The organism is Lentzea albida (genome assembly GCF_900111005.1).
Taxonomy (GTDB): domain Bacteria; phylum Actinomycetota; class Actinomycetes; order Mycobacteriales; family Pseudonocardiaceae; genus Lentzea; species Lentzea albida.
The window spans coordinates 804,806-825,451 of the sequence record NZ_FOFV01000001.1; the positions used below are offsets into that span (position 1 = coordinate 804,806).

Genomic DNA, 20,646 nt, shown 5'->3' on the forward strand with positions numbered 1-20,646 from the left:
ATCGACACTCTCAGGGAGAACGTCTCAGGTTCAGCTCAAGTCGCAGGTCAGCCGGGAGGGTGTCCGGCATCACCCGGCGACGGTAGTCACAACGGCCCCTCCGGACGCGCGAAAAAGGGGGTCCTGGTGCGACCATGTGTGTATGGCTGCTGTGAAGTCGAACCCCACGAGGATTGTTATCGTCGGCGGCGGTTACGTCGGGATGTACACGGCTCTCGGACTGCAGAAGAAACTGCGCTCCGGTGAGGCCTCCGTCACGGTGATCGACCCGCAGCCGCACATGACCTACCAGCCCTTCCTGCCCGAGGCGGCGGCCGGCTCGATCGAGCCGCGCCACGTCGTCGCTCCACTGCGCAAGGTGCTCAAGCGCTGCCACGTCGTCACCGGCCGCGTCACGAAGATCGAGCACTCGCGCAAGATCGTGACCGCCGAGCTGTCGGACGGCCACGTCGAGGAGATCGAGTACGACGTGCTCGTCTCCGCGCTGGGTGCGATCTCCCGCACGCTCCCGATCCCCGGCCTGGCCGAGGTCGGCATCGGCATGAAGACGATCGGCGAGGCGATCTACGTCCGCAACCACGTGCTCTCGCGCCTGGACCAGGCCGCCAGCACCAACAACGCGGACCTGCGCAAGAAGCTCCTGAGCTTCGTCGTGATCGGTGGTGGCTTCGCGGGCATCGAGACGCTCGCCGAGCTCGAGGACATGACGCGGTATGCGCTCAAGTACTACGAGGGCATCAAGCCCGAAGAGATGAACTGGGTCCTCGTCGAGGCGATGGGCCGGATCATGCCCGAGGTGTCCGCCAAGCTCGGCGCGTGGACCGTCGAGGCGCTGGAGAAGCGCGGCATCAAGATCTACCTCGACACCCGCGTGAAGTCGCTCGAGGGTGGCCACGTCATCCTCGACGACGGCACCGAGTTCGACTCGGACACGATCATCTGGACCGCCGGCATGAAGGCGAACCCGGTGCTGCGCAACACGGACCTCCCGCTCGACGAGCGCGGCCGCGTCCGGTGCACCGCCGCCATGCAGGTCCAGGGCCTCGACGGCGTGTGGGCCGCCGGTGACTGCTCCGCGGTGCCGGACCTCTCGCGCACCGACGAGGACCCGACGGCGACGTGCGTGCCGAACGCGCAGCACGCCATCCGCCAGTCGAAGCTGCTCGCGAAGAACATCGTCGCGTCGCTGCGCGGCCAGAAGCCGAAGGACTACTTCCACAAGTACCTCGGCTCGGTCGCGGGCCTCGGCCTCTACAAGGGCGTCGCGGACGTGTTCGGCCTGCGCTTCAAGGGCGTGCCGGCGTGGTTCATGCACCGCAGCTACCACGTCGCGTTCATGCCGACCGTGAACCGCAAGCTGCGCGTGCTGATGGACTGGACGCAGGCGCTGTTCTACGGCCGCGAGGTCGTCGCCCTGGGCCAGATCAACGACCCGAAGTCGGACTTCGACCGCGCGGTGCAGTCCTGACGCGCCTGCCGACGCAGGGTTAGCCCTTACTCCCTGTGAGTGCACAAGTGCCCCGAACGAGACCTCGTTCGGGGCACTTCTTTGGTCTGGAGGCGGAACTTGAGCCCCCGATCGGAGTAAGCTCCGAGGGTCGTCTTGACATTGCGTTACGTGTTTCGGAGACTACGGCTGGTGCATCACCTGAATGCGTGATTCGCCATGTGGGGAGAGAGGTGATCCCGATGTCTCTCGAGGAGCTGGCCGCACAGCTTCGTCGTGGCGAGATCGAGGACCCCGCGTTGGCGCAGTACGCCGCAGAGTACGCGCAGGCGGGGCAGGTTTTCCGCAGCAAGAAGGACGATTGACCAGGTCGGCTGACGGGCGGGTGCCGGGTGCCCCGTCCGAGGCTGCGAGGCCCCTTCTCCTGCAGGGCCAGGAGTACCTCTTCCGTTCCCCGCCCAAGTGCCTCGACTTCCAGGAGCAGGTCCACCGCCTCGGCATGGTCGACGAGGGCGACGGCAACCCGCAGCCCTGCGTGCTCGTCCTGGCCCGCGCCGCCGACATGGAGATGAACGAACTCTCCATCGCCCTGGCAGAGCGCGGCATCCGCATGGCCCGCATCGACGCCGACCGCTGCGTGGACCTCCCGCTGTCGGTCTACACCGACCAGCCCCTCGTAGAACTGGACCGCTGGCTCCTGCGCCCACTGCTGGTCTGGCGCCGCCACTTCGAACTCTCCGCGGTCCCCGTCGAACCGGGCACCCTCGCCGGCGCCTACGCCGTCGACCAGTGGGCCTCAGTGGCCAACTGGCTGTCCTCACGCTCCGACTGGGCTCATGTGAACCCGTCGCGCTTCTCAACGCACCTGGACCGCCTCACGCAGCTCTCCGACGCCAGTTCGTTCGGACTGCGCGTACCCCGCACGGCCGTGACGACCCGACCGGGCCGCACCCGCCCGGGAGGCGGCAGCTGCATCGTCAAAACGGCCGGCCGCCACCTCCTCGAGCCACGCCCAGGCGTCCAGCACGGCCTCTTCCCACGCCCCCTGGAGACCTCCAGGGCGTCAGACGCCCCGGAACCCGCCCCGGTGATCGTCCAGGAGTACGTGCCGTCGGAGACGGAACTGCGCGTCTTCGTGGTGGGCGAGCAGTGCATCGCCTACCAGGTCGACAAACTGGACCCGGCCCAACTCTGGGTGGATCCCGACGCGGTCCGCGTCACGAGGACCACGATCCCGACGTCCCTCTCGGACAAGTTGCTCGCCCTCGCCCGCCACTGGCGCGTGCAGGTGGCGGCATTCGACCTGCTCGTGACCGCCGGTGGAGACCACGTGTTCCTGGAGATCAACGTCAACTGCGACTGGCGCTGGTTCGAGCACAGGGCCGACGACAACAGCGTCTCCACGGCCGTGCACGACTGGGTGGCGCTGCGCTTCAAGGAACTGCTCGGCGCGGGAAGGGGACGCTGATGCCCGCGACCGTTCGACGCTTACGGGAGTGCTCGCTCTAGTCCAATTCGCTGGGCCGCTCGGGCGAGAAACGACCATCCGCTCACACAAGCCGACGATCAAGGCCTAGGCTCACCGCGCCCCCGTAGCCCAATCGGTAGAGGCAGGTCCCTTAAAAGGATCACAGTACGGGTTCGAATCCCGTCGGGGGTACTTCTGTTCACCTGTATGGATCATCGCCTGACCAGCGCAGACGCCGTCAGGCGATGATCATGTAACTCCCGGTGACACCGGCTCGGCTCCCGTTCCGCGCGCTCGTCACGTGCCGAAGTGGTGCCCGCGTACCACTGCCGCCGCCTTGTGTTGGTGATCACAGCCCTCTGGCGGCCTGTGGATCATCGGCCGCGCTGGGTGTTCAACCGCCACGATCGAGTAACACCCGAACGGGCCATGTGCGATCTTGAGATCACTGATCGTGCTGTGAAGGTGGTGGCTCGTTCCCGATGCGTGAGCTTCTCCGTGACGTCATGCAGCTCCAGGCCGAGTGGACCTCCGAGAACACACCGGAGATGCAGGAACGCGGCCGACTGATCCGCCACGACATCCCGAACTGGCTGCGGGAGCGGTTGCCCGACCTCCGACGTGCGGCTCCGGTCGAGATCACCGACTGGCGGGTCGGGAGCAGTGACGGCGCCGGCAACAGGGCCGAGATCCCTTGGGCGCGCGTGCATTCGGCCAGTCGGTCTCCGTCCGCTACCAAGGGCTGGTACGTCGTCTACCTGTTCGCGGCACCGGGCGATCGGGTCTACCTGTCGCTGATGCAGGCCGCCAGTCGCAAGAAGAACCGCGAGTACAAGGGATTGCCGGGGAGCGGGCTCCGGCAACGGGCGTACGAGATGCGGGAGGCGCTGTCGGCGAGTTTGCGGGCGCGGCCGGACCTCGTCGACGCGATCGAACTCAAGGCCACCCGGTCCGAGTTGGGGCGGGCGTACGAGGACGGCACCGTCGTGGCGTTCGAGTACCCGTTGGGAGACCTGCCTTCCGACCAGGTGCTCGCCGACGACCTGACCTTCCTCGTCTCCGTCCTCAGCGAGCTGTACGAGCTCCTCGACCACGGCACGACGGCTCCCGAGATCGCCGACGCGGAGGTCGAGGCGGAGCGGTTGGCGGGCAAAGCCCGCAGTGGGCAGGGACTTCGTCAGAGTGCGCCGGAACGGATCGCGATCGAACGACGCGCGGTCGCGGTGGCGACGGAGTACCTGGAGGAGCAGGGATACGACGTGGAGGACGTCGGGGCCAAGGAGTCCTACGACCTCGATGCCCGTCGTGCGGACGAGCGCGTCTACGTCGAGGTCAAAGGCACCACCACGACGTGGACGGACGCCTCCGAGATCATCCTGACGCGCAAGGAGGTCGAGCTGCACCTGCGCGAGTACCCGAACAACATGCTGCTGGTCGTCAGCGGCATCGTGCTCGACCGCTCGGTGTCACCGCCGGAGGCGTCGGGCGGCACCCTGCGCGTGATCCGCCCGTGGGCGGTCAAGGAGCCCAACCTCACGCCGGTGTCCTACCGGTACCTCGTCGGCGAGTGACACCAGCCGGACATGCGAAGGGCCCGCCCCCGGCACGAAAGCCGAGAGCGGGCCCGAAAAAGCAGTGATCAGTTCTTCTTCACCTGGTTGAGCCGCGTGATCACGGCCCCGCCGTCCTGCATCCCGAACGAGTTGCACGCGGTGTCCCAGGGAAAGCGCGAGCAGATGTTGGACTGCACGACGACGTCCTGCTCGCTGTTCCAGCCCGACCCGATGATCTTGGCGTTCTTCCACACCTTGGTGACCGGGTTGTAGCTGTACCAGAGCAGGTTGCCGTTGTTCTGGTTCACGGCGTAGAACGTCTCGCCGCCGGCCGAGCTGAGGTGCTTCAGGTTCTGCCAGCCCGTGGTGACCGTCGACACCGGCTTGACCCAGGTCGCCGTGGCGCCGGACCAGAAGTCGATGTAGTAGCGGTACATCGCGCCGCCCGCGTTGCGCGCGTAGACGACGCCTCGGCTGGTGGCGACGATCGCGTTGTACTGGGTCAGGCCCGTCTCGAGCAGGGCACCCTGCACGGCCCACTGCTGGGTCGTGAAGTTGAAGTAGTGCGCCTTGAGGTTGCCTGCGGCGTCGAGGGTGTAGATGACGCCGTCCTCGTCCACCGTGATCCGGTTGCGGGTGTTCGCCGCGGTGTAGTTCCAGCCCTGGCCGAGGACGAGGTACTGGCTGCCGTTGAGCAGGTCCCAGCCGGTTCCGTTGTAGTGCAGCACTCTGAGCTCGCCGCCGGTGGTGATGCTGAACATCCACCCGCTCGGGCCGGCGATGACGCGGCCCTGCCAGCCCGCGCCGATCTGGTAGCTCTGGCCCCAGGCGAAGGTTCCGGTGGCCGGTGTCGAGTGCTCGAACAGGAAGAGGTTACCGGTCGTGCCGCACGGGTAGACCGGTGCGAGGCCGTAGCGGGACGACAACGTGGTGCTTGGTCCTGGCATTTCTTCGATCCACCCCTCAGAGGTTCAGCATTGCTGTGCTGGCGTCCATGACGATGCGCTCGGTCGTTCCCGGCGCTGCGGGCCCGCTCGGGCTGAACTTGAGCGGTGCGGGCCAGGGGTAGAACGTCGTCCACGTGTCTTCGCCGGAGAGCTCGGGATCGTCGACCCAGCCGGCCTCGTAGCCCCAGCGCACGGCGCCGCCGTCCTGCAGGATGCCGTTGGCCGCCACGTAACCCTCGGTCTCGTTGGCGTAGGCCATGACCCAGAGGTTGCCCGGGATCTGGTTGCGCAGGTTCGCGGCGTACTCGGACAGGACCTCGTGCGACATCGCGAAGATGTTGAGACCGCCCAGCTTCCAGCGCTGGATGGGCATCGGGAACACGCGCGGCAGGCCCGGGCCCGCGATCTGCTCGAGCATGACCTCGGCGTGGCGGTAGGCGTACTCGCTCGGTGTGTTGTTGTCGAGCCGGGCGCTGTAGCTGTTGCGGGCGCGGATCACGGCGGCCGGGTCGCCGAAGTCCACGGTGAACGGGAGGCTGAGTTCCTGGTAGTACGTCGTGATCGGGGCGGTGACGGCGGTCCAGCCGCCCGAGTTCACCATCGACACGACCTCGTTGCCGAGGATCGTGCCGAGGTTCGTGACCTGGCTCGGGCTCTTCGCGTCAATGGGCTCCTGGTCGCCGGCGGCGCCCTGGAAGAACAGCGCCTGCACGCCGAGCGCGTTGCTGATCACGTCGGTGGCGGCACCGGGGAAGTCGCTGCAGAACGTCCTGTCGATGCCGCGCGACACGGCGTGGCAGGCGTATCCGAAGAGGACGGTCTGCAGGGCGTTGTCGCTCGTGCGACGGGCGATCAGCGCGTTGACCGTGGTGAGGACGTTGGGCTCACCGGCGCGGTTGTAGCCGATCGACGCGTTGCCTTCCTTGTACCACAACGTGACCTGCGTGCGGGCCATCGCCAGGGTTTCCTGCACGAGGGTGACCATCTGCGAGATGAACACGTTGGTCGTGTCCTCGATCGCGCTGATGTCCGCCGGGGTGAGGCTCATCATCACGTACGGGTGCGGGCGCGTGGTGCCGATGAACGGGCCGGAGTGGGTGTGGCTGCAGATGATCAGGAAGTTGCCGTTCTGGTTGTTCACCAACGGCAGCACCTGGGATCTGATCGACTGGTGCACGTATCTGGGAATGCTGACGACGTCGATGCGGAGCATGACCTTGGGGCCGGCTCCGTCGTCGATGACGATGCACTGGGCGCGCAGCCTGCGGTCGACCGCGCCCTGGTTGCCGCGCGGCGCGCCGCCGTAGCCGGCCATCCACAGACTGGGGTACGGCGGCCAGGTCGGGGTGTAGTCCAGGGTCTTCACGGACATGGAGATGGGCATCGCGAGTTCCCTCCGGCGCTCAGGCGGTCTCGACGAACGCGACGGAGGTCGGCGTGTTCGAGTTGGGGGTCGGCAAAGAGCTGTCCGGCTTGCCGGAGTTCGTGTCCGCGGACGTGACCTTGCGGTTCTTCTTGTCCAGCACGAACGCCCGGCCACCGTCCTTGCTCATCGCGAGAGGACCGTTCGCCTTGCCGTTGGACTCCTTCGTCCTGACCTTGTTCGAGTTGATGTTCACCGTGACCAGCTGCGAGTCGGAGTCGCGGCCCGCGTAGAGGCTCACGGCCGCGAAGGTGCCGTTCGGGTGCACCGCCAGGCCGCACGGGATGCCGTCGAGCGCGGTCGCCCCGGACTTGCCGCCGCGCAGCCCGAACGTGGCCAGCTCACGCGACTGCGCCACGTACAGGTTCTTGCCCTTGGGATCGATGGCGAGCAGCAGCGGCCTGCCCTCGGTCTCGAACTTGCCCGACACGGCGTTCTTCGCGGTGTCGATGATCGTGACGCCCTTGGCCCGCTCGTCGCCGACGAACAGCTGCTTGCCGTCCGGGCTGAGCGCGAGCGAGCGCGGCAGCAGGCCTGCCTTGATCCTCGCCCGGACCTCGCCGCTCGCCGTGTCGACCACGGCCACGTGCCCGGTGGAACCACCGGCACCGGCGGAGCCGGTCGCCACGTACACCGTCCTGCCGTCGGGCGAGACGAGCACCTCGTTGGCGAACCCGCCGACGGCGACCTCGCCGGTCACGCGGCCGCCGTCGACGTCCACGACGCTCAGACCCGGCCCGAAGACCGTCCCCACGTAAGCGCGCAGACCGTCGGGCGAGCCCACGATCCCGTTCGGCTGTCCGTTGACCGGCACGAGCGTCTGCTCGCCGGTCAGGCTCGGGTCGGTCAGCTGCACCACGCCGTTGCCGAGGCGGTCCACGCTGCCGATCAGGAGCTTCTGGCGGCCCGCCTTGGGTGCCGCGCCGGCGGCTCCCGCGAACAGGCCTTGTCCGACGACGCCCACAGCTGCCCCGCCGAGTGCGGCGGTCAGGAGCGTGCGTCGGGAAACAGGTCGGTACTCGGATGTCATGTCGTCCGTCCCCCTCCGGTCCAAGTCGACTTCTGACCTTTCGACGAAAGGGACGCGGGTGTTATCACTCTCGGTAGCCCGAACGCGTGCTGTAACCCAGTTGAGACATTCCATAGTCGATTGATACGCACGGTAGAGGGAGCGTCACGTATCGCGTCTGAACTGGTCTTATGCCAGGTGGCAAGTAAAGCCGCCGACAGGCCGTCGGACCCTGTCGGTTCTGTACGAATTGGGGTAGTGCTGTGATCGGCTACTGACTGTGACGGAAAGGTGTCAACTGTGTAGTGGCAGCCGCCGCAACGGGCTCACCACGTCGGCCGAGCCGTCACTCCGCCGTCCACCACGAGGTCGTGCCCGGTGATCCACTTCGCGAGGTCGCTCGCCAGGAAGACGCACGCGTCACCGACGTCCTCGGGCGTGCCGAGGCGGGTCAGCGGCGCGGCTTCCCGCCACCGCGCGACGCCTTCGGGCCACTGCTCCTCGATGCCGGGCCGCGCGATGAGGCCGGGGGAGACCGTGTTGACCCGGATCCCGCGCGGCCCGTACTCCAGCGCGGCCGCCCGCGCGTGCATGATCAGCCCGGCCTTGGAGGCCGCGTAGTGGGCGTGACCGGGCGCGGGGTGCGTGCCCTCGATCGACGCGATGTGCGTGACCGAGCCTCCGGCCGGCAGGTGCGCGACGGCGGCCTGGGTGACGGCGAACGGACCGGTCAGGTTCGTGTCCAGAACGGACCGCCACCGCTCGGAGGTCATGCCCGGCAACGGGTCCACGGGCTGCGCGCCCGCGTTGTTCACGACGGCGTCCAGCCGGCCGTGCCGTGCGGCCGCCTCACCGACCACGCGTTCCGCCTCCGTGCGCAGGTCGCCGTCCTCACGGCCGAGGTGGCGGACGACCAGCGCACCCGCGGCCTCGAACCGGGCGGCGATCCCCGCGCCGATGGTGCCGCCCGCTCCGGTGACCAGCACGACCTTGCCGCTGAGATCGATCACGAGACGATGCCCTCCACCCGGTCCGCCAGCCAGCCGACGATCTCACCCCTGCCCGCGGCGAACGCGTTGTGGCCGATCCCGGTGAACACCCCGCCGGCCTCGCGCACGAGCACCGCGCCCGCCGCGACGTCCCACGGGTGGATGCCGATGTTCGCCGCCGCGTCCGCCCTGCCCGCCGCCACCCACGCGAGCGACAGCGCGGTCGAGTAGACGCGCCGCACGTCCGCCCGTTCCATCAGGTCGGCCAGGAACTCCACCTCGCCCTCGTACGGGCTGCCGGGCAACGGGATGTCGGTCAGCACGAGGGGCCGCGGGCTCACCCCGGGCGGGATCGTGAGCCCGGCCGAGCGAACGCCGAACGGCACGCCCGCCGCCGCCGTGAACAGCTCGTCGCGGAACGGGTCGAGCACGCAGCCCGCGACCAGCACGCCGTCGACCGCGGCGGCCACGGAGATGCACGACAGCGGGAGGCCGCGCACGAAGTTCCGCGTGCCGTCGATCGGGTCGACGAACCACGTGACCTCGGCGGACGCGCTGCCGAGCTCCTCACCCACCACCGCAGAGCCGGGAGCGCCCTCGGTCAGGCACGCCCGCAGGAACGCCTCCAGTTCGAGGTCGGCGTTGCTGACCTGGTCGTAGGCGCCCTTCGCGGACACGTCCACGCGGATCTCGCGCAACAGCTTCGCGGCGTCCACGCAGGACTGGGTGGCCAACGACAGGAGATCTGCGGGAGTCACACCCCCATTGTGATCGGTCACAAACACGACCGGATGACTCTGGGCAACGTCCTACCCGCACCGGTGATCTGAGCCACCACGATGAGCTGACCTGACAACGACGTTGGAGGATCGGGATGCGAATCGTGGCCGGGCTGGCTGTCGTGGCGATGTTGGTCGCCGGAACAAGCACCGCGCAGGCGGACACCCTCGACTACGTCGCCCTGGGCGACTCGGCGGCGGCGGGACCGCTGATCCCGAACCCGGACCCGGCGCTGTGGTGCCTGCGCAGCGACCGCAACTACCCGCAGGTCGCCGCGGAGCTGCTCGGCGCGAGGCTGACCGACGTCACCTGCTCCGGCGCCAAGACCGACGACTTCGCCGGCCGCCAGTTCGGGTTCGTCGCGCCGCAGTACGACGCGCTGAAGCCCACCACCGACCTGGTGTCGATCACCATCGGCGGCAACGACGTCGGGCTCGTGCAGACCGCGCTGGGCTGCATCAACCTGCTCCCCGAACCCGTCGGCCTCTCGTGCGAGGCCCGGCTGACCGCGGGCGGTGACCAGGTCGCCGCGGCCATCCGCGGGTGGGCGCCCGAGTTCGGTGCCGCCCTCGACGAGGTCAAGCGCCGCGCACCGCACGCCAAGGTCCTCGTCACCGGCTACGGCACCTACATCCGTCCCGGCGGCTGCTACCCGGTCCAGCCGATCTGGGGCCGCGACGCCGACTTCCTGCAGCGGTCGGTGGACCTGCTCAGCGCCACGGCCAGGGCGGAGGCGGAGAAGCGCGGCGCGACCTACGTGGACCTCGCGGCCGTCAGCGTCGGGCACGACACGTGCGCCAAGCCCGCCGACCGGTACCTGGAGGGCCTGGTCCCGACGACGGTCGCGGCGCCGCTGCACCCCAACGCGGCGGGCATGGCGGCCTTCGGCGCTACGGTCGCGAACGCCGTGCGGCCAGCGCAGCCGTCAAAAGCGTGACGTGCTCGATCCGCGTCGGGTCCAGCCCGGTCAGCTCCGCGACGCGCCGCAGCCGGTAGTCGACGGTGTTCGGGTGCACGTGCAGTTCGGTGGCGGCCGGGCGCCGTGAGCCGCGCCGGAGGTAGACCTCCAGGGTCTGCACGAGCTCGTCGGTCAGCGGCTCGACGATGGCGGCCAACGGCTCCACAGCGGCGCTGGGGCGGGAGAGCTGGTACTCCAGCAGCACGTCGGTGAGCCGGTACAGGCCCGGACCCGACCGCACCGCGACGGCCAGCACCTCCCGTGCCAGCGCGGCGGCGGCCGCGACGCCGGACGCACCGGCCGCGACCGCCGCCACCGTCACCGGCACACCGGCGGCCCGCGTCACGTCCGCCACGATCCGTTCGCACGGCAGGTCCTCGCCCGGCAGCAGGGCGAGGCCGCCGTCGGACGTGAGCGACGACAGCACCGGTTCGCGGCTGTGCCGCTCCAGTTCCGTGCGCACCCGCCGCAGCTTCCGCCGGGACGCGACGGCGGCGTCCACCCCGGGCAGCAGTTCGTCGGGGTGGGGCGGCAGGTGCAGGGCGAACACGACGAAAGGTCCCGGCGCCTCCACGGTTCCGGCGAGCAGGCCGGTCAGCAGCGTGGCACGGGCCGAGCGCTCGTCGTCGAACATCGTCTGGCGCTCGTCGAGGTACCCGGCGCTCACCACGGGCGTCACGAGCTGCAGGTACCGCAACGCCAGCGCGTTCAGCGCCAGCACGTCCTGGACCTCCTCGGGACGCGCCTCGGGCACCAGCACGTCCCACACGACCTGGATCCCCACGTGGTACGCGGTGAGCACCACGTCGATCGGCACGCCCTCCTCGGCCCGCCGCGCCGCCGACTCGCGCAGGAACGCGAGCTCTGCGGCGGACGGCAGCTCACCGGTCGAGAGCACCTGGGCGAACGCGCGCAGGGCGTGCTCGGTGACGCGGTGGATGTCGCCGGCGAGTTCTTCGGCGGGCAGCTGGGAGTACGCCGGTACGCGCTCCACCAGCGCCGCGATCACCTGCCGCACGAACGACGGCATCTCCGCGACGAGTCGCGCCGCCAGCGGCCGGCCGCCGATCACGTAGGACATCCCGTGATTGTGGCCGATCTAGAGTTCGATCACCGTGCCGTCGAGCGGAACCTCCACACCCGCCTCGTGCAGTTCCACCGCCTCCGGGGACGACGGGTCGAGCACCGGGTTGGTGTTGTTGAGGTGCGTGTAGAGGCGGCGCACGCCGGGGAACCGCCGCAGTTCGGGCAGGCTCGCGGTGATCGGGAGGTGGCCCATCGCGGCCTGCCCGGACGCGCTGCCGGTGGCCGATCCCATCTCCGAGGCCGCGTGGAACGTGCCGTCGAGCAGCAGGCAGTCCGCCCCCGCGACGACCTCGTCGAACCCGTCCGGCCACGCCGCCAGGCAGGGCGCGTAGACCAGCACACCACCGGAGACCGGGTCCTCGAACCGGTAGGCGACCACCCAGTCGCCGTCCACAGTGGACGAACGCGCGTACTTCGGCCGCTTGCCGCTGATCGGGATCGCCGTCACGCTCAGGCCGCCGAGGTCGAACGAGCCGGCCGCCTCCCGCCACGCCACCGGCGCGTACCCGTCGATCACCGTGCGCAGGTCGAACTCGTCCTTCAGCGCGTGCATGACCGGACCGGGCGCCCACACCGTCAAACCCCTGCCACCCCGCAACGTCAGCAGTCCGAGGGTGTGGTCGAGCTCCGCGTCGGTGAACAGGGCGCCGCGCAACGGGGTCTCGCGCGCGCCGGGACCGGGGTCGAGCAACGAGCACGAGGTGATCTGCGTGCGGATGTCCGGGGAGGCGTTGACCAGCCACCAGCCCGTGCCGTCGCCGCTGATCGCCAGGCAGTCCTGCGACCGCGACGGCAACGCCCCCGAACGGGCACGCACGCACAACGAGCAGGCGCAGTTCCACTGCGGGAAACCGCCACCCGCCGTCGTGCCCAGCAGGACCGCCTTCACCGCATCTTCCTCATCGCCATCACGGGCAGCTCGGCGGGCGCCATCTCGGTCTCCAGGATCAGGTCCACAGTGGACCGGTCAGGCGACAGCGAGCAGACCGGGTCGGTGGCGGCGGCGTCGCCGGTCAGCTGGAACGCCTGGCACCGGCAGCCGCCGAAGTCGACCTCCTTGCGCGGGCACGACCGGCACGGGTCCTTCATCCACTCGAAGCCGCGGAAGGCGTTGAACGACGGCGAGTGGTGCCAGATGTCGTGCAACGACGAGTCGCGCACGTTCTCGATCTCGAGCGACGAGATCACCGTGGCGGCGGGGCAGGGCAGCACGTCCCCGTTCGGCGCCACCGTGAGCTGCCGTGCACCCCACCCGTACATGCACGGTTTCGGGTGGGCCTCGTGGTAGTCCGCGATGACGTAGACGATCTCCATGCGCCCGCGCAGCCGTTCCTGCGCCGCGGCGACGACCGGATCGGCGGCGGCGAGCTGCTCCCGCGTCGGCAGGAGCACCGCGCGGTTGCGCAGCGCCCAGCCGTAGTACTGGGTGTTCGCGAGCTCCAGGCGCTCGGCGCCCATCCGCTCGGCCATCGCGATGATGCCGGCGACGTTGTCGAGGTTCTGCCGGTGCAGCACGGTGTTCACCGTCAGCGGCAAGCCCTCGTCCAGCACGTGGGAGGCCGCTTCCACCTTGCGGTCGAACGCCTTGATGCCCGCGATCCGGTCGTTGCCGGCGCGAGTCGCGTCCTGCAACGAGAGCTGCACGTGGTCGACGCCGAGAGACGCCAGCGACCGCAACCGGTCGCGTGAGAGTCCCACGCCGGAGGTGACGAGGTTGACGTAGCAACCGAGGCTGTTCGCGTGCGCCACCAGTTCGGGGAGATCGGGGCGCAGCAGCGGTTCCCCGCCGGACAGGTGGATCTGCAACGCGCCGAGCGCGCGGGCCTGGTCGAAGACGCGCCGCCAGTCCTCGGTCGACAGCTCGGCGTCGCGGCGCACCAGCTCCAGCGGGTTCGAGCAGTAACCGCACTGCAACGGGCACCGGTGCGTCAGCTCGGCCAGCAGCCCGAAAGGCGCCTCAGCCATGGACGTCCACCACCCTGCGCTCGACCATGCGGGCGACCAGCTCCGCCACGTCGCCGGGCTCGACCCCGGCGTACTCGTCGGCCAGCGCGACCGCGATGTCCCCGATGGAACGGACACCGTCGCACAGCGCCACAACGGAAGCGGCGGTCTCGTTCAGCACCAGCACGCCCTCGGGGAACAGCACGACGTGCGCCTCCCGGATCTGGTCGTAGGTGCACTTCACCCCGCGCCGGATCCGCGGCACGGCGTCCAGCGCCACGGTCACGGCCTGCCCCTGCCCGAGTAGTAGTCGACGGCGTCCAGCACGGCCCGCAGCACGTCGCACTTGAACGACAGCGCGGCGACGGCGGCCAGTTGCTGCTCGCGGGTCCGCGAGTGCTCGACCACGATGTCCACAGTGGCCCGGCCCTCCCCGGCGACCGCCTCGATGCGGTTCGTGAAGTAGGCGAACCCCTCCTCGGCGATCCACGGGTACTGCTCCCGCAGAGCCGTCAAACGCTTGCGCATCAACGCCCCCGAGAACATCTCGGTGAGCCCGGACGCGATGGCCTCGACCCACGGCTTGGTGCGCGCGAAGTTCACATAGGCGTCGACGGCGAAGCGCGTGCCGGGCAGCACGTGCCGTTCGTCGAGCACCTCGTCCCTGGTCAGCCCCACGGCCTCGGCGAGGCGGATCCAGTTCTCCGCACCGCCCTCACCGGGCTTCGTGCCGTCGTGCCAGACGATCCGCTCGCGCCACTGGCGGCGGATCTCCGGCAACGGGCAGTTGGAGAGGATCGCGGCGTCCTTCTGCGCGATGCAGCGCTGGTAGTACCACCGGTTCGCGGCCCACGCCTGCAGCTCGTGCTTGCCCAGCTGTCCCGCGTGCATGCGCAGGTGGAACGGGTGGCTGTCCCAGTACCGGGGTGCGAGGGCGCGCAGCTCGGCGACGAACTCCGCGGGAGGAACGGCGGACATGGGAACTCCTCGGTCGGCAGGGGAGGGCGCGCGAGAGGCCGGGGCTCCGGCGCGGAACCCCGGCCCACCACCTGACGTCAGCTGCGCGCCGCGTAGGCGGTGACCTCCATCGGGGTCTCGAAGTCGCGGAAGTCGGGCTTGACCCACTCGCGCCTGATCTCGGGGAGCTTGGTCTCGGTCGTGGTGACGGCAACGTTCATGCGCAACTCCTCGGTCTCCTGCCCGCAGGCCCGGCTGGGCGTGCAAGCGCTTTCCGTGAGGGCGCGGCGGCGCACCACACGGTAGGTGGTGCGGACCGCCACGGTCTAGACCGTACAGAAAGTGACCTGAAGTCATCGGAGGGATCGCCGTCGGTTTCACCCGGACGACGACCGGGAATACCGGGACCTCCGACGACTGTTGCGGCGCTTCGCGATGTGTGATTGCGTGAACACGCCCTGCAACACCGCCGCCGCAGCCACACTCGAGCGGACGAGAAGGAGAGCACATGCGTGCTCGTCGAATCGCAGCGGCGGCAGCCTGCACTGCCCTGGCCGCGACCCTCTGCGCGGTGCCCGCGTCGGCCCAGGACGCCCCCTCGGTCCTGGCCGAACGGACCCTCGCCACGAAGCTGGACATCCCGTGGGACATCGAGTTCCTGCCTGACGGCAGCGGCATCTTCACCGAGCGGGACACCCGCAAGATCAAGAAGATCTCCGGCACGACCGTGACCGAACTGGACACGGTCGAACAGGCCCAGACCACGGGCGGCGAGGGCGGACTGCTCGGCCTCGCGGTCTCGAAGAGCTTCGCGACCGACAACTCGGTCTTCATCTACTACTCGACGGCGAGCGACAACCGCGTCGCCAAGCTCCAGCTCGGCGGCACGCCGCAGCCGATCGTGACCGGCATCCCCAAGAACCGCTACCACAACGGCGGCGGGCTCGAATGGGGTCCGGACGGCTTCCTGTGGGCCACCACCGGCGACGGCCAGAACACGAGCACGGCCCAGAACTGGAACTCGCTGGGAGGCAAGGTCCTCCGCTTCGACGCCGCGGGGCAGCCCGCGGCGGGCAACCCCCGCGCGGGCAGCGTCGTGTACTCGATCGGCCACCGCAACGTCCAGGGCATCACGTGGATCGGCAGCACCGCGTACGCCACGGAGTTCGGCAACAACACGACCGACGAGGTCAACCGCATCGAGGCCGGCAAGAACTACGGGTGGCCCACGTGTGAAGGCAACTGCAACGTGTCTGGCATGACGAACCCGGTCAAGACGTGGTCGACCAGCCAGGCCGGCCCGACCGGCATCGCGTTCTACAAGAACGCCCTGTACGTCGGCGCGGTCACCGGCAAGCGCGTGTGGAAGATCCCGGTCAGCGGCACCACCCTCGGCACCCCGCAGGCCGTGTTCACGGGCTACGGACGCGTGCGGGCGGTGACGACGGCGCCGGACGGCACGCTGTGGCTGGGCACGTCCAACCAGGACGCGAACGGCTCGCCGGGCGTGAACGACGACCGGATCATCTCGACCGACGGCTAGCGACCCGGGTCGCTGTCAGTTGCGGGCTGCGGGCATCCGGCGGAGCTGGTCGAGCACCGCCGGATCCTGCAGCTGCATCCACTGGATCACCTCGGTGTAGGTGGCGCAGACCGTCTCCGGCCTGTCGCACACGAACTCCATGAACTGCTCCATCGCCGTGGAGAACGCGTTGCCGTTCCACTCGTTGAAGTGGTTGCCGACGACGATCGGCGCACGGTTGCCGTTCAACGCTGCCTGGTGCACCGACTTGTAGGTTTCGAGCACGATCTGCGCGAAGTCGGCCGCGCGCCACGGTTCGTCCTTGGCCTGGTTGAGCGAGTACCAGAGGTTGAAGTCCATCATGACGACCTGCTTGCCCAGTCCCGGGACGCGCACCTCGGGCATCGGGAACTCGTACAGTCCGTTCTGGACGGTCGGCCACTGCACGCCGAGCGCCACCTTGCTCGTGTCGTAGACGAGCCCGTGCGCGGCCATCGCCGGGAAGGCCTGGTCCCAGTTGCCTTCCAGGCACGGCGTCCGTCCACCCCGGACGGCGTCGGCGGGCAGGTTGAGGCCCGCCGCACGGGAGGAGTCGACGAGCTGCTTGAACTGGTCGAGCTCCTGGTTCCAGGCGGCGGTGTCCCACTTGTCGACCGACGGCTGCGTGCCGCCGGAGCAGAAGTGGCCGTTGTAGTGGGTGCCGATCTCGTGGCCGTCGGCGATCACCTGGTTCAGGTAGCCGATGCGGGCGGTGATGTCCTGCCTGGTGCCGCCGAACGAGATGTCGGAGACGCCGCGCTTGAGTCCCGCCGGCGGCTGGTACTGCAGCTTGTCCTGGTCCGCCAGCATGTACACGCCGGACAGCAGGCCGGTGACGTGCGCGTTCTTGGCCTTCGCGATCGGCAGGACCTTGTCCCAGTGCTGCTTCGACACCGCGCCGTCGAAGGAGAAGAGCACGAACTGCGGGGGCTTCTCACCGGGTGCGAGCTTGTGCATCCACGGCTGCTTGGCGAGCTGCTCGGGGGTCGGGGCGGGCACCGTCGGCGTCGGCCCCGCGTCCTTCGGAGCGGGCAGTCTCGGCGCCATCGGCAGGGGACCCGAGTCCGACACCGGGGTCTGTTCGTCGTGCGACCCGAGGGTCCACACCATTGCCAGTACCAGACCCAGCGCCACACCCGTGGTCAACCATCCCCACCGTTTCACACTAAAGGAGACGACTAGTTACCCGAACGGGTTGCGTGAGGTACAGGATTGGTCACTGAACGGGTTCGGCGATGACCACTCTGTTCGCCTCGTACCCCTGCTGACCACCGATCCAGGTGCCGCCACAGGTGACGAGGACCAGCCGGTGCGGGCCGCGCGGGCCGAAGAACTCGACCGCGCGCGCCGGGAGCTCCTCCTTGCGCACGGTCTCGATCTGCTTGATGCGGAACCGGAACTCCTTGCCCGCGCTGTCGGCGATCACGACCTCACGGCCGTTCTGCGCCTGCCACAGCTCCGCGAACGGGCCCTTCGCGCCCTTCCAGTCGACGTGCCCGGCCAGCACCGTCGCGCCCTCGGCGCCGCTGATCTCGGTGCCCCACCACGTCGCCTCGCCGATGCCGTCGGGCACGGGCAGCACGCCGTCCTTCACCTCTTTGCGCACCAGCGTCGCCGAACCGCCCGCGGGCAGCCGCACGGACCCCGGACCCGCCTTGGGCGGCGCGGGCTGCTGTTGCCGCGGAGCCGGCTCGGCGGGCTTGGCGTTGGCCGTGTTCGCACCACCGACCAGGCCGGTGAGGTCGGGACCGCGGCCGGTGCTCAGGCTGTCCGCGACCGGCCCCGGCGCGACCACCGGGATCTCGTCCGCGACCGCGCGTCCCTTGACGACCGCGGTCTCGGACGTGCCGACCAGAACGCTGGCGGCGGCCACACCCGCCACCAGCGCCCCGGTCAGGAAAGCCCTGCCACTCACTGCCTGCGCCACACCAGGAAGCCTGCCAGCGCCGCACCGAACAGCACGAGGCCGCCCACCGCCAGCATCAGGCCCGGACGCAGCTGCGTGTCGAACGACGCCGTCGCGACCGGCGTCTGCCCGTCCGCGCCCGCCGGGATCGTGCTGGGCACGACCGGCTTGTTCGGCTTGTTCACCAGTTCCAGCGCGAGCGTCTGACCCGCCGCGAGCGTGCCGCACGCGGACGGCGGCGCCTTCGGGTCGAAGAACTCCTCGTACCCCTTGGGAGCGGCCACCTCGACGAGGCAGATCTCCTGCGGCGTGCGCAGGTCCGGCACCTCGACCGTGCCGTCGGCGCCGGTCTGCAGCACCAGCGGCTTGCCGTCCGTCCCGACGAGGTCGGTGTCGTCCTGCTTCTTCGCCGCGGACGTCTGGTCCTTGGCCGTGACGCGCAGCGCGACGCCCGCGATCGACTTCTTCGTCTCGGAGTCGATCTTCGTGATCTTCACGGCGCCGGGCGCGGTCTTCGCGGTGGTGTTCGCGGCGGCGTTCAGCTTCTTCTCGCCACCGGTCGTGACCATGCGCTGCATGTTCTCGGTCTGGATGGGGAAGTGCACGACCGGGCGGTCGGCGGGGGAGTCCGCGACGGCCGCGATCGACGGCTTCGGGCCGGTGGCGATGAGCTTGACCACGGCGGGGCTGCCGTCCGCACCCGTGGTCGCCGTGCCGCTGGTGGCGCCGTCGGCGAGCTTCGCGTCGGTCAGGGTGAAGGCGATCGGGGCGTTCGTGACGCCCTTGTCGTTGGCCTTGACCAGCGACAGCGTCCAGCTGGACTCGGCGTCGATGACCAGCGGTTCCTTCGGCGCGGTCGCGGTGAGCGTCCACGGGCCGCGGTTGGCCTCGGCGTCGGCCTTGATGCGCGCGACGGTGTCCATGACGGACTGCGGCAGGCGCGCGGCGTAGAACTCCGCGTTGTAGGCGAGGCGCTTGGCGTCGGTCGTGTCGTACGTGACCTCGCCGTCGGGAGCCGACGTCCAGCTGTGCAACAGGTGCGCGAGCGCCGCGGCCTCGTCCGGGGACTTGGTCGTCGAGTAGCGCAGCAGCAGGTAGGAGATGTTCGCCGCGATGTCGGGGGCGAGGTCCTTGCCCGCCTTGGTGCGCAGCGCGTCGCCTTCCTTGTAGCCGACATCGCTGTCCGGCGCGGGCAGGGCGTACTGCACGCACCACACCTGCTTGTCCTGCCACATGTATGAGCCGTGCCACTCGCTACCCGGTGTGGCGTTGGGCTGGAGCCCCGACGCGCTGTGGCCGATGCCCTTGACGCCGACTGCGGTCGCCGTCGCGGGGACGGTCAGGAGCGCCAGCCCCGAAACCACCGCCACGGCGGCCAGACGTTTCCAGCCCATGGTGAATCGTCATCCCCTCTGACCTGTGAGATCCCGCGTGCGAGCTTCTCGTTCCCCCACACCGGGGACAAGCCGCCACGAGGGGGAAGTGTGTCGTCACTGAGGGTGTGACTGTGAATGGAATGTGACCGGGCTTACGGCCTTCGTGAGGGACACGCCGCGACACGCCGCAGTCTCATAACGCTCTGGAGTTACCGCGGTATTTGCGCACGTGTGATCGTCGTCGGGGGTAAAGTCGCCTTTACCGATGGGGAACATGGCACCGAGCGTGCTCGTTGTACCCCGTGACGGCGTAAAGCAACGCCCCAGGAGGACCAGGTGCGCTCGAGCAGCAACCCGGCTTTCCGTAACCTGCCGACAGGCGGCGGTTACGGAGGCTACGCAGGCTTCGGCCAGCCAGAACAGGCTGGCTACCAGCAGGCCCCGCCGCCGCTGACCAGCGAGCGGCCGATGACGATCGACGACGTCGTCACCAAGACGGGCATCACGCTCGCCGTGGTGGCCGCGACCGCCGTCGTCACGTACCTCATGCAGGCGTGGTTCCTGCTGTTCCCGGCCGCGATCATCGGCCTCGTGCTCGCGCTGATCATCACGTTCAAGCGCAACCCGAGCCCGCCGCTCGTCATCGCCTACGCGGCCGTCGAGGGCATCTTCCTCGGCGCGTTCAGCGGCATCATCGGCGGCGTGATCGACAACATGACCAGGACCCCCGGCCAGGGCGTCGTGGTCATCGGCCAGGCGATCATCGGCACGATCGGCGTCTTCGCCGGCATGCTCGTCGTCTACAAGACGGGCGCCGTCCGCGTCACGCCGAAGTTCACCAAGTGGATCACCGGCGCGCTCATCGGCGTCGGCGTCCTGATGCTCTTCAACCTGATCATGAGCTTCTTCACCGACGGCGGCCTCGGCCTGCGCAACGGTGGCGCGCTCGCGATCATCTTCAGCCTCGTCTGCATCGGCCTCGCGGCGTTCAGCTTCCTGATCGACTTCGACGCCGCCGACCAGGCGATCCGCGCCGGCGTGCCGGCCAAGTTCGCGTGGCAGATCGCGTTCGGTCTCACGGTCACCCTGGTGTGGCTGTACACCGAGATCCTGCGCCTGCTGTCGTACTTCAACTCGGACTGACGCTTCGGGTGTGCTGGAGGGGCGTTCCGCTGCGGCGGGGCGCCCCTTCGGCGTCGTGTGGGAGGCGAAGTTCTTCTCGCGTGAACGAGCAGGTCGAGG

General features: G+C 69.2%; 21 protein-coding genes and 1 tRNA gene. 8 read left to right on the top strand and 14 right to left on the bottom strand.

Annotation, left to right across the window (positions count from 1 at the left end; genetic code table 11):
• Positions 1–142: 142 nt before the first annotated feature.
• The 5 genes from BMY74_RS03980 to BMY74_RS03995 all read left to right on the top strand — a co-directional run bounded on the left by BMY74_RS03980 (position 143) and on the right by BMY74_RS03995 (position 4,486).
• Positions 143–1,468 (top strand): NAD(P)/FAD-dependent oxidoreductase, encoded by a 1,326-nt coding sequence (locus tag BMY74_RS03980; RefSeq protein WP_089909411.1) that lies wholly within the window; start codon positions 143–145, stop codon positions 1,466–1,468.
• 221 nt (positions 1,469–1,689) lie between these two features.
• The gene (locus tag BMY74_RS46620; RefSeq protein ID WP_256238980.1) at positions 1,690–1,812 is read left to right on the top strand and encodes a hypothetical protein; all 123 of its coding nucleotides are present in this window, start codon (positions 1,690–1,692) and stop codon (positions 1,810–1,812) included.
• On the top strand, positions 1,809–2,915 hold the full coding sequence (locus BMY74_RS03985; RefSeq protein ID WP_245785872.1) for an ATP-grasp domain-containing protein: 1,107 nt from the start codon (positions 1,809–1,811) through the stop codon (positions 2,913–2,915). Before BMY74_RS46620 ends, BMY74_RS03985 begins: the two co-directional genes overlap by 4 nt.
• 118 nt (positions 2,916–3,033) lie before the next feature.
• Positions 3,034–3,107: transfer RNA gene (locus BMY74_RS03990), tRNA-Leu, on the top strand.
• Positions 3,108–3,397: 290 nt separating this feature from the next.
• Positions 3,398–4,486 carry an MrcB family domain-containing protein gene (locus tag BMY74_RS03995; RefSeq protein ID WP_089909417.1) on the top strand — a complete coding sequence of 363 codons (1,089 nt, stop codon included), beginning with the start codon at positions 3,398–3,400 and terminating at the stop codon, positions 4,484–4,486.
• Between the two features lie 68 nt (positions 4,487–4,554).
• Here BMY74_RS03995 and BMY74_RS04000 read toward each other — a convergent pair whose 3' ends face one another.
• The 5 genes from BMY74_RS04000 to BMY74_RS04020 all read right to left on the bottom strand — a co-directional run bounded on the left by BMY74_RS04000 (position 4,555) and on the right by BMY74_RS04020 (position 9,594).
• Positions 4,555–5,415: a tachylectin-related carbohydrate-binding protein gene (locus BMY74_RS04000; RefSeq protein ID WP_089909419.1), complete on the bottom strand. Its 861-nt coding sequence runs from the start codon at positions 5,413–5,415 to the stop codon at positions 4,555–4,557.
• A 16-nt stretch (positions 5,416–5,431) separates the two neighbouring features.
• A complete protein-coding gene (locus BMY74_RS04005; protein WP_089909422.1) occupies positions 5,432–6,799 on the bottom strand; it encodes a hypothetical protein in 1,368 nt (455 codons plus the stop codon).
• A gap of 19 nt (positions 6,800–6,818) precedes the next feature.
• The gene (locus tag BMY74_RS04010; protein ID WP_143091436.1) at positions 6,819–7,868 is read right to left on the bottom strand and encodes a YncE family protein; all 1,050 of its coding nucleotides are present in this window, start codon (positions 7,866–7,868) and stop codon (positions 6,819–6,821) included.
• A gap of 305 nt (positions 7,869–8,173) precedes the next feature.
• Positions 8,174–8,857, bottom strand: coding sequence for an SDR family NAD(P)-dependent oxidoreductase (locus BMY74_RS04015; protein ID WP_089909428.1), 684 nt, complete (start codon positions 8,855–8,857; stop codon positions 8,174–8,176).
• The gene (locus BMY74_RS04020) at positions 8,854–9,594 is read right to left on the bottom strand and encodes an inositol monophosphatase family protein (protein ID WP_218159505.1); all 741 of its coding nucleotides are present in this window, start codon (positions 9,592–9,594) and stop codon (positions 8,854–8,856) included. Before BMY74_RS04020 ends, BMY74_RS04015 begins: the two co-directional genes overlap by 4 nt.
• Before the next feature lie 116 nt (positions 9,595–9,710).
• On the opposite strand from BMY74_RS04020, the gene BMY74_RS04025 reads away from it, so the two are divergent.
• Positions 9,711–10,553 carry an SGNH/GDSL hydrolase family protein gene (locus BMY74_RS04025; protein ID WP_177229553.1) on the top strand — a complete coding sequence of 281 codons (843 nt, stop codon included), beginning with the start codon at positions 9,711–9,713 and terminating at the stop codon, positions 10,551–10,553.
• On the opposite strand, the gene BMY74_RS04030 is transcribed toward BMY74_RS04025, so the two are convergent.
• The 6 genes from BMY74_RS04030 to pqqA all read right to left on the bottom strand — a co-directional run bounded on the left by BMY74_RS04030 (position 10,507) and on the right by pqqA (position 14,782).
• Positions 10,507–11,655, bottom strand: coding sequence for a PucR family transcriptional regulator (locus BMY74_RS04030; protein WP_089909433.1), 1,149 nt, complete (start codon positions 11,653–11,655; stop codon positions 10,507–10,509). The genes BMY74_RS04025 and BMY74_RS04030 overlap by 47 nt on opposite strands.
• Positions 11,656–11,673: 18 nt before the next feature.
• Positions 11,674–12,549, bottom strand: a complete 876-nt coding sequence (pqqB, locus tag BMY74_RS04035; protein ID WP_089909435.1) for a pyrroloquinoline quinone biosynthesis protein PqqB — start codon at positions 12,547–12,549, stop codon at positions 11,674–11,676.
• Positions 12,546–13,625 (bottom strand): pyrroloquinoline quinone biosynthesis protein PqqE, encoded by a 1,080-nt coding sequence (pqqE, locus tag BMY74_RS04040; protein ID WP_089909438.1) that lies wholly within the window; start codon positions 13,623–13,625, stop codon positions 12,546–12,548. The genes pqqB and pqqE overlap by 4 nt, the downstream gene beginning before the upstream one ends.
• Positions 13,618–13,890 carry a pyrroloquinoline quinone biosynthesis peptide chaperone PqqD gene (gene pqqD / locus BMY74_RS04045; RefSeq protein WP_245785873.1) on the bottom strand — a complete coding sequence of 91 codons (273 nt, stop codon included), beginning with the start codon at positions 13,888–13,890 and terminating at the stop codon, positions 13,618–13,620. The genes pqqE and pqqD overlap by 8 nt, the downstream gene beginning before the upstream one ends.
• The gene (gene pqqC / locus BMY74_RS04050) at positions 13,887–14,582 is read right to left on the bottom strand and encodes a pyrroloquinoline-quinone synthase PqqC (protein WP_089909443.1); all 696 of its coding nucleotides are present in this window, start codon (positions 14,580–14,582) and stop codon (positions 13,887–13,889) included. Before pqqC ends, pqqD begins: the two co-directional genes overlap by 4 nt.
• Before the next feature lie 77 nt (positions 14,583–14,659).
• Positions 14,660–14,782 (bottom strand): pyrroloquinoline quinone precursor peptide PqqA, encoded by a 123-nt coding sequence (gene pqqA / locus BMY74_RS44050; protein WP_143091437.1) that lies wholly within the window; start codon positions 14,780–14,782, stop codon positions 14,660–14,662.
• A gap of 287 nt (positions 14,783–15,069) precedes the next feature.
• Between pqqA and BMY74_RS04060 the strand changes: the two genes are divergently transcribed.
• Positions 15,070–16,104 carry a PQQ-dependent sugar dehydrogenase gene (locus BMY74_RS04060; RefSeq protein WP_089909449.1) on the top strand — a complete coding sequence of 345 codons (1,035 nt, stop codon included), beginning with the start codon at positions 15,070–15,072 and terminating at the stop codon, positions 16,102–16,104.
• 15 nt (positions 16,105–16,119) lie between these two features.
• On the opposite strand, the gene BMY74_RS04065 is transcribed toward BMY74_RS04060, so the two are convergent.
• The 3 genes from BMY74_RS04065 to BMY74_RS04075 form a co-directional block, all read right to left on the bottom strand.
• A complete protein-coding gene (locus BMY74_RS04065; protein WP_245785874.1) occupies positions 16,120–17,268 on the bottom strand; it encodes a polysaccharide deacetylase family protein in 1,149 nt (382 codons plus the stop codon).
• A 70-nt stretch (positions 17,269–17,338) separates the two neighbouring features.
• Entirely contained in the window at positions 17,339–18,049 is a 711-nt protein-coding gene (locus BMY74_RS04070; protein ID WP_089909455.1) for a class F sortase, read from the bottom strand.
• A complete protein-coding gene (locus BMY74_RS04075; protein WP_089909457.1) occupies positions 18,034–19,422 on the bottom strand; it encodes an MSCRAMM family protein in 1,389 nt (462 codons plus the stop codon). The genes BMY74_RS04070 and BMY74_RS04075 overlap by 16 nt, the downstream gene beginning before the upstream one ends.
• Before the next feature lie 318 nt (positions 19,423–19,740).
• Between BMY74_RS04075 and BMY74_RS04080 the strand changes: the two genes are divergently transcribed.
• On the top strand, positions 19,741–20,547 hold the full coding sequence (locus tag BMY74_RS04080) for a Bax inhibitor-1/YccA family protein (protein WP_089909460.1): 807 nt from the start codon (positions 19,741–19,743) through the stop codon (positions 20,545–20,547).
• The last annotated feature ends 99 nt before the right edge of the window (positions 20,548–20,646 follow it).

Excerpts from the sequence above, each read along its gene's own strand:
- BMY74_RS03980 (WP_089909411.1), top strand. The coding sequence starts at position 143 with ATGGCTGCTGTGAAGTCGAACCCCACGAGGATTGTTATCGTCGGCGGC.
- BMY74_RS46620 (WP_256238980.1), top strand. The coding sequence starts at position 1,690 with ATGTCTCTCGAGGAGCTGGCCGCACAGCTTCGTCGTGGCGAGATCGAG.
- BMY74_RS03995 (WP_089909417.1), top strand. The coding sequence starts at position 3,398 with ATGCGTGAGCTTCTCCGTGACGTCATGCAGCTCCAGGCCGAGTGGACC.
- BMY74_RS04000 (WP_089909419.1), bottom strand. The coding sequence starts at position 5,415 with ATGCCAGGACCAAGCACCACGTTGTCGTCCCGCTACGGCCTCGCACCG.
- BMY74_RS04005 (WP_089909422.1), bottom strand. The coding sequence starts at position 6,799 with ATGCCCATCTCCATGTCCGTGAAGACCCTGGACTACACCCCGACCTGG.
- BMY74_RS04010 (WP_143091436.1), bottom strand. The coding sequence starts at position 7,868 with ATGACATCCGAGTACCGACCTGTTTCCCGACGCACGCTCCTGACCGCC.
- BMY74_RS04025 (WP_177229553.1), top strand. The coding sequence starts at position 9,711 with ATGCGAATCGTGGCCGGGCTGGCTGTCGTGGCGATGTTGGTCGCCGGA.
- BMY74_RS04030 (WP_089909433.1), bottom strand. The coding sequence starts at position 11,655 with ATGTCCTACGTGATCGGCGGCCGGCCGCTGGCGGCGCGACTCGTCGCG.
- pqqE (WP_089909438.1), bottom strand. The coding sequence starts at position 13,625 with ATGGCTGAGGCGCCTTTCGGGCTGCTGGCCGAGCTGACGCACCGGTGC.
- pqqC (WP_089909443.1), bottom strand. The coding sequence starts at position 14,582 with ATGTCCGCCGTTCCTCCCGCGGAGTTCGTCGCCGAGCTGCGCGCCCTC.
- pqqA (WP_143091437.1), bottom strand. The coding sequence starts at position 14,782 with ATGAACGTTGCCGTCACCACGACCGAGACCAAGCTCCCCGAGATCAGG.
- BMY74_RS04060 (WP_089909449.1), top strand. The coding sequence starts at position 15,070 with ATGCGTGCTCGTCGAATCGCAGCGGCGGCAGCCTGCACTGCCCTGGCC.
- BMY74_RS04075 (WP_089909457.1), bottom strand. The coding sequence starts at position 19,422 with ATGGGCTGGAAACGTCTGGCCGCCGTGGCGGTGGTTTCGGGGCTGGCG.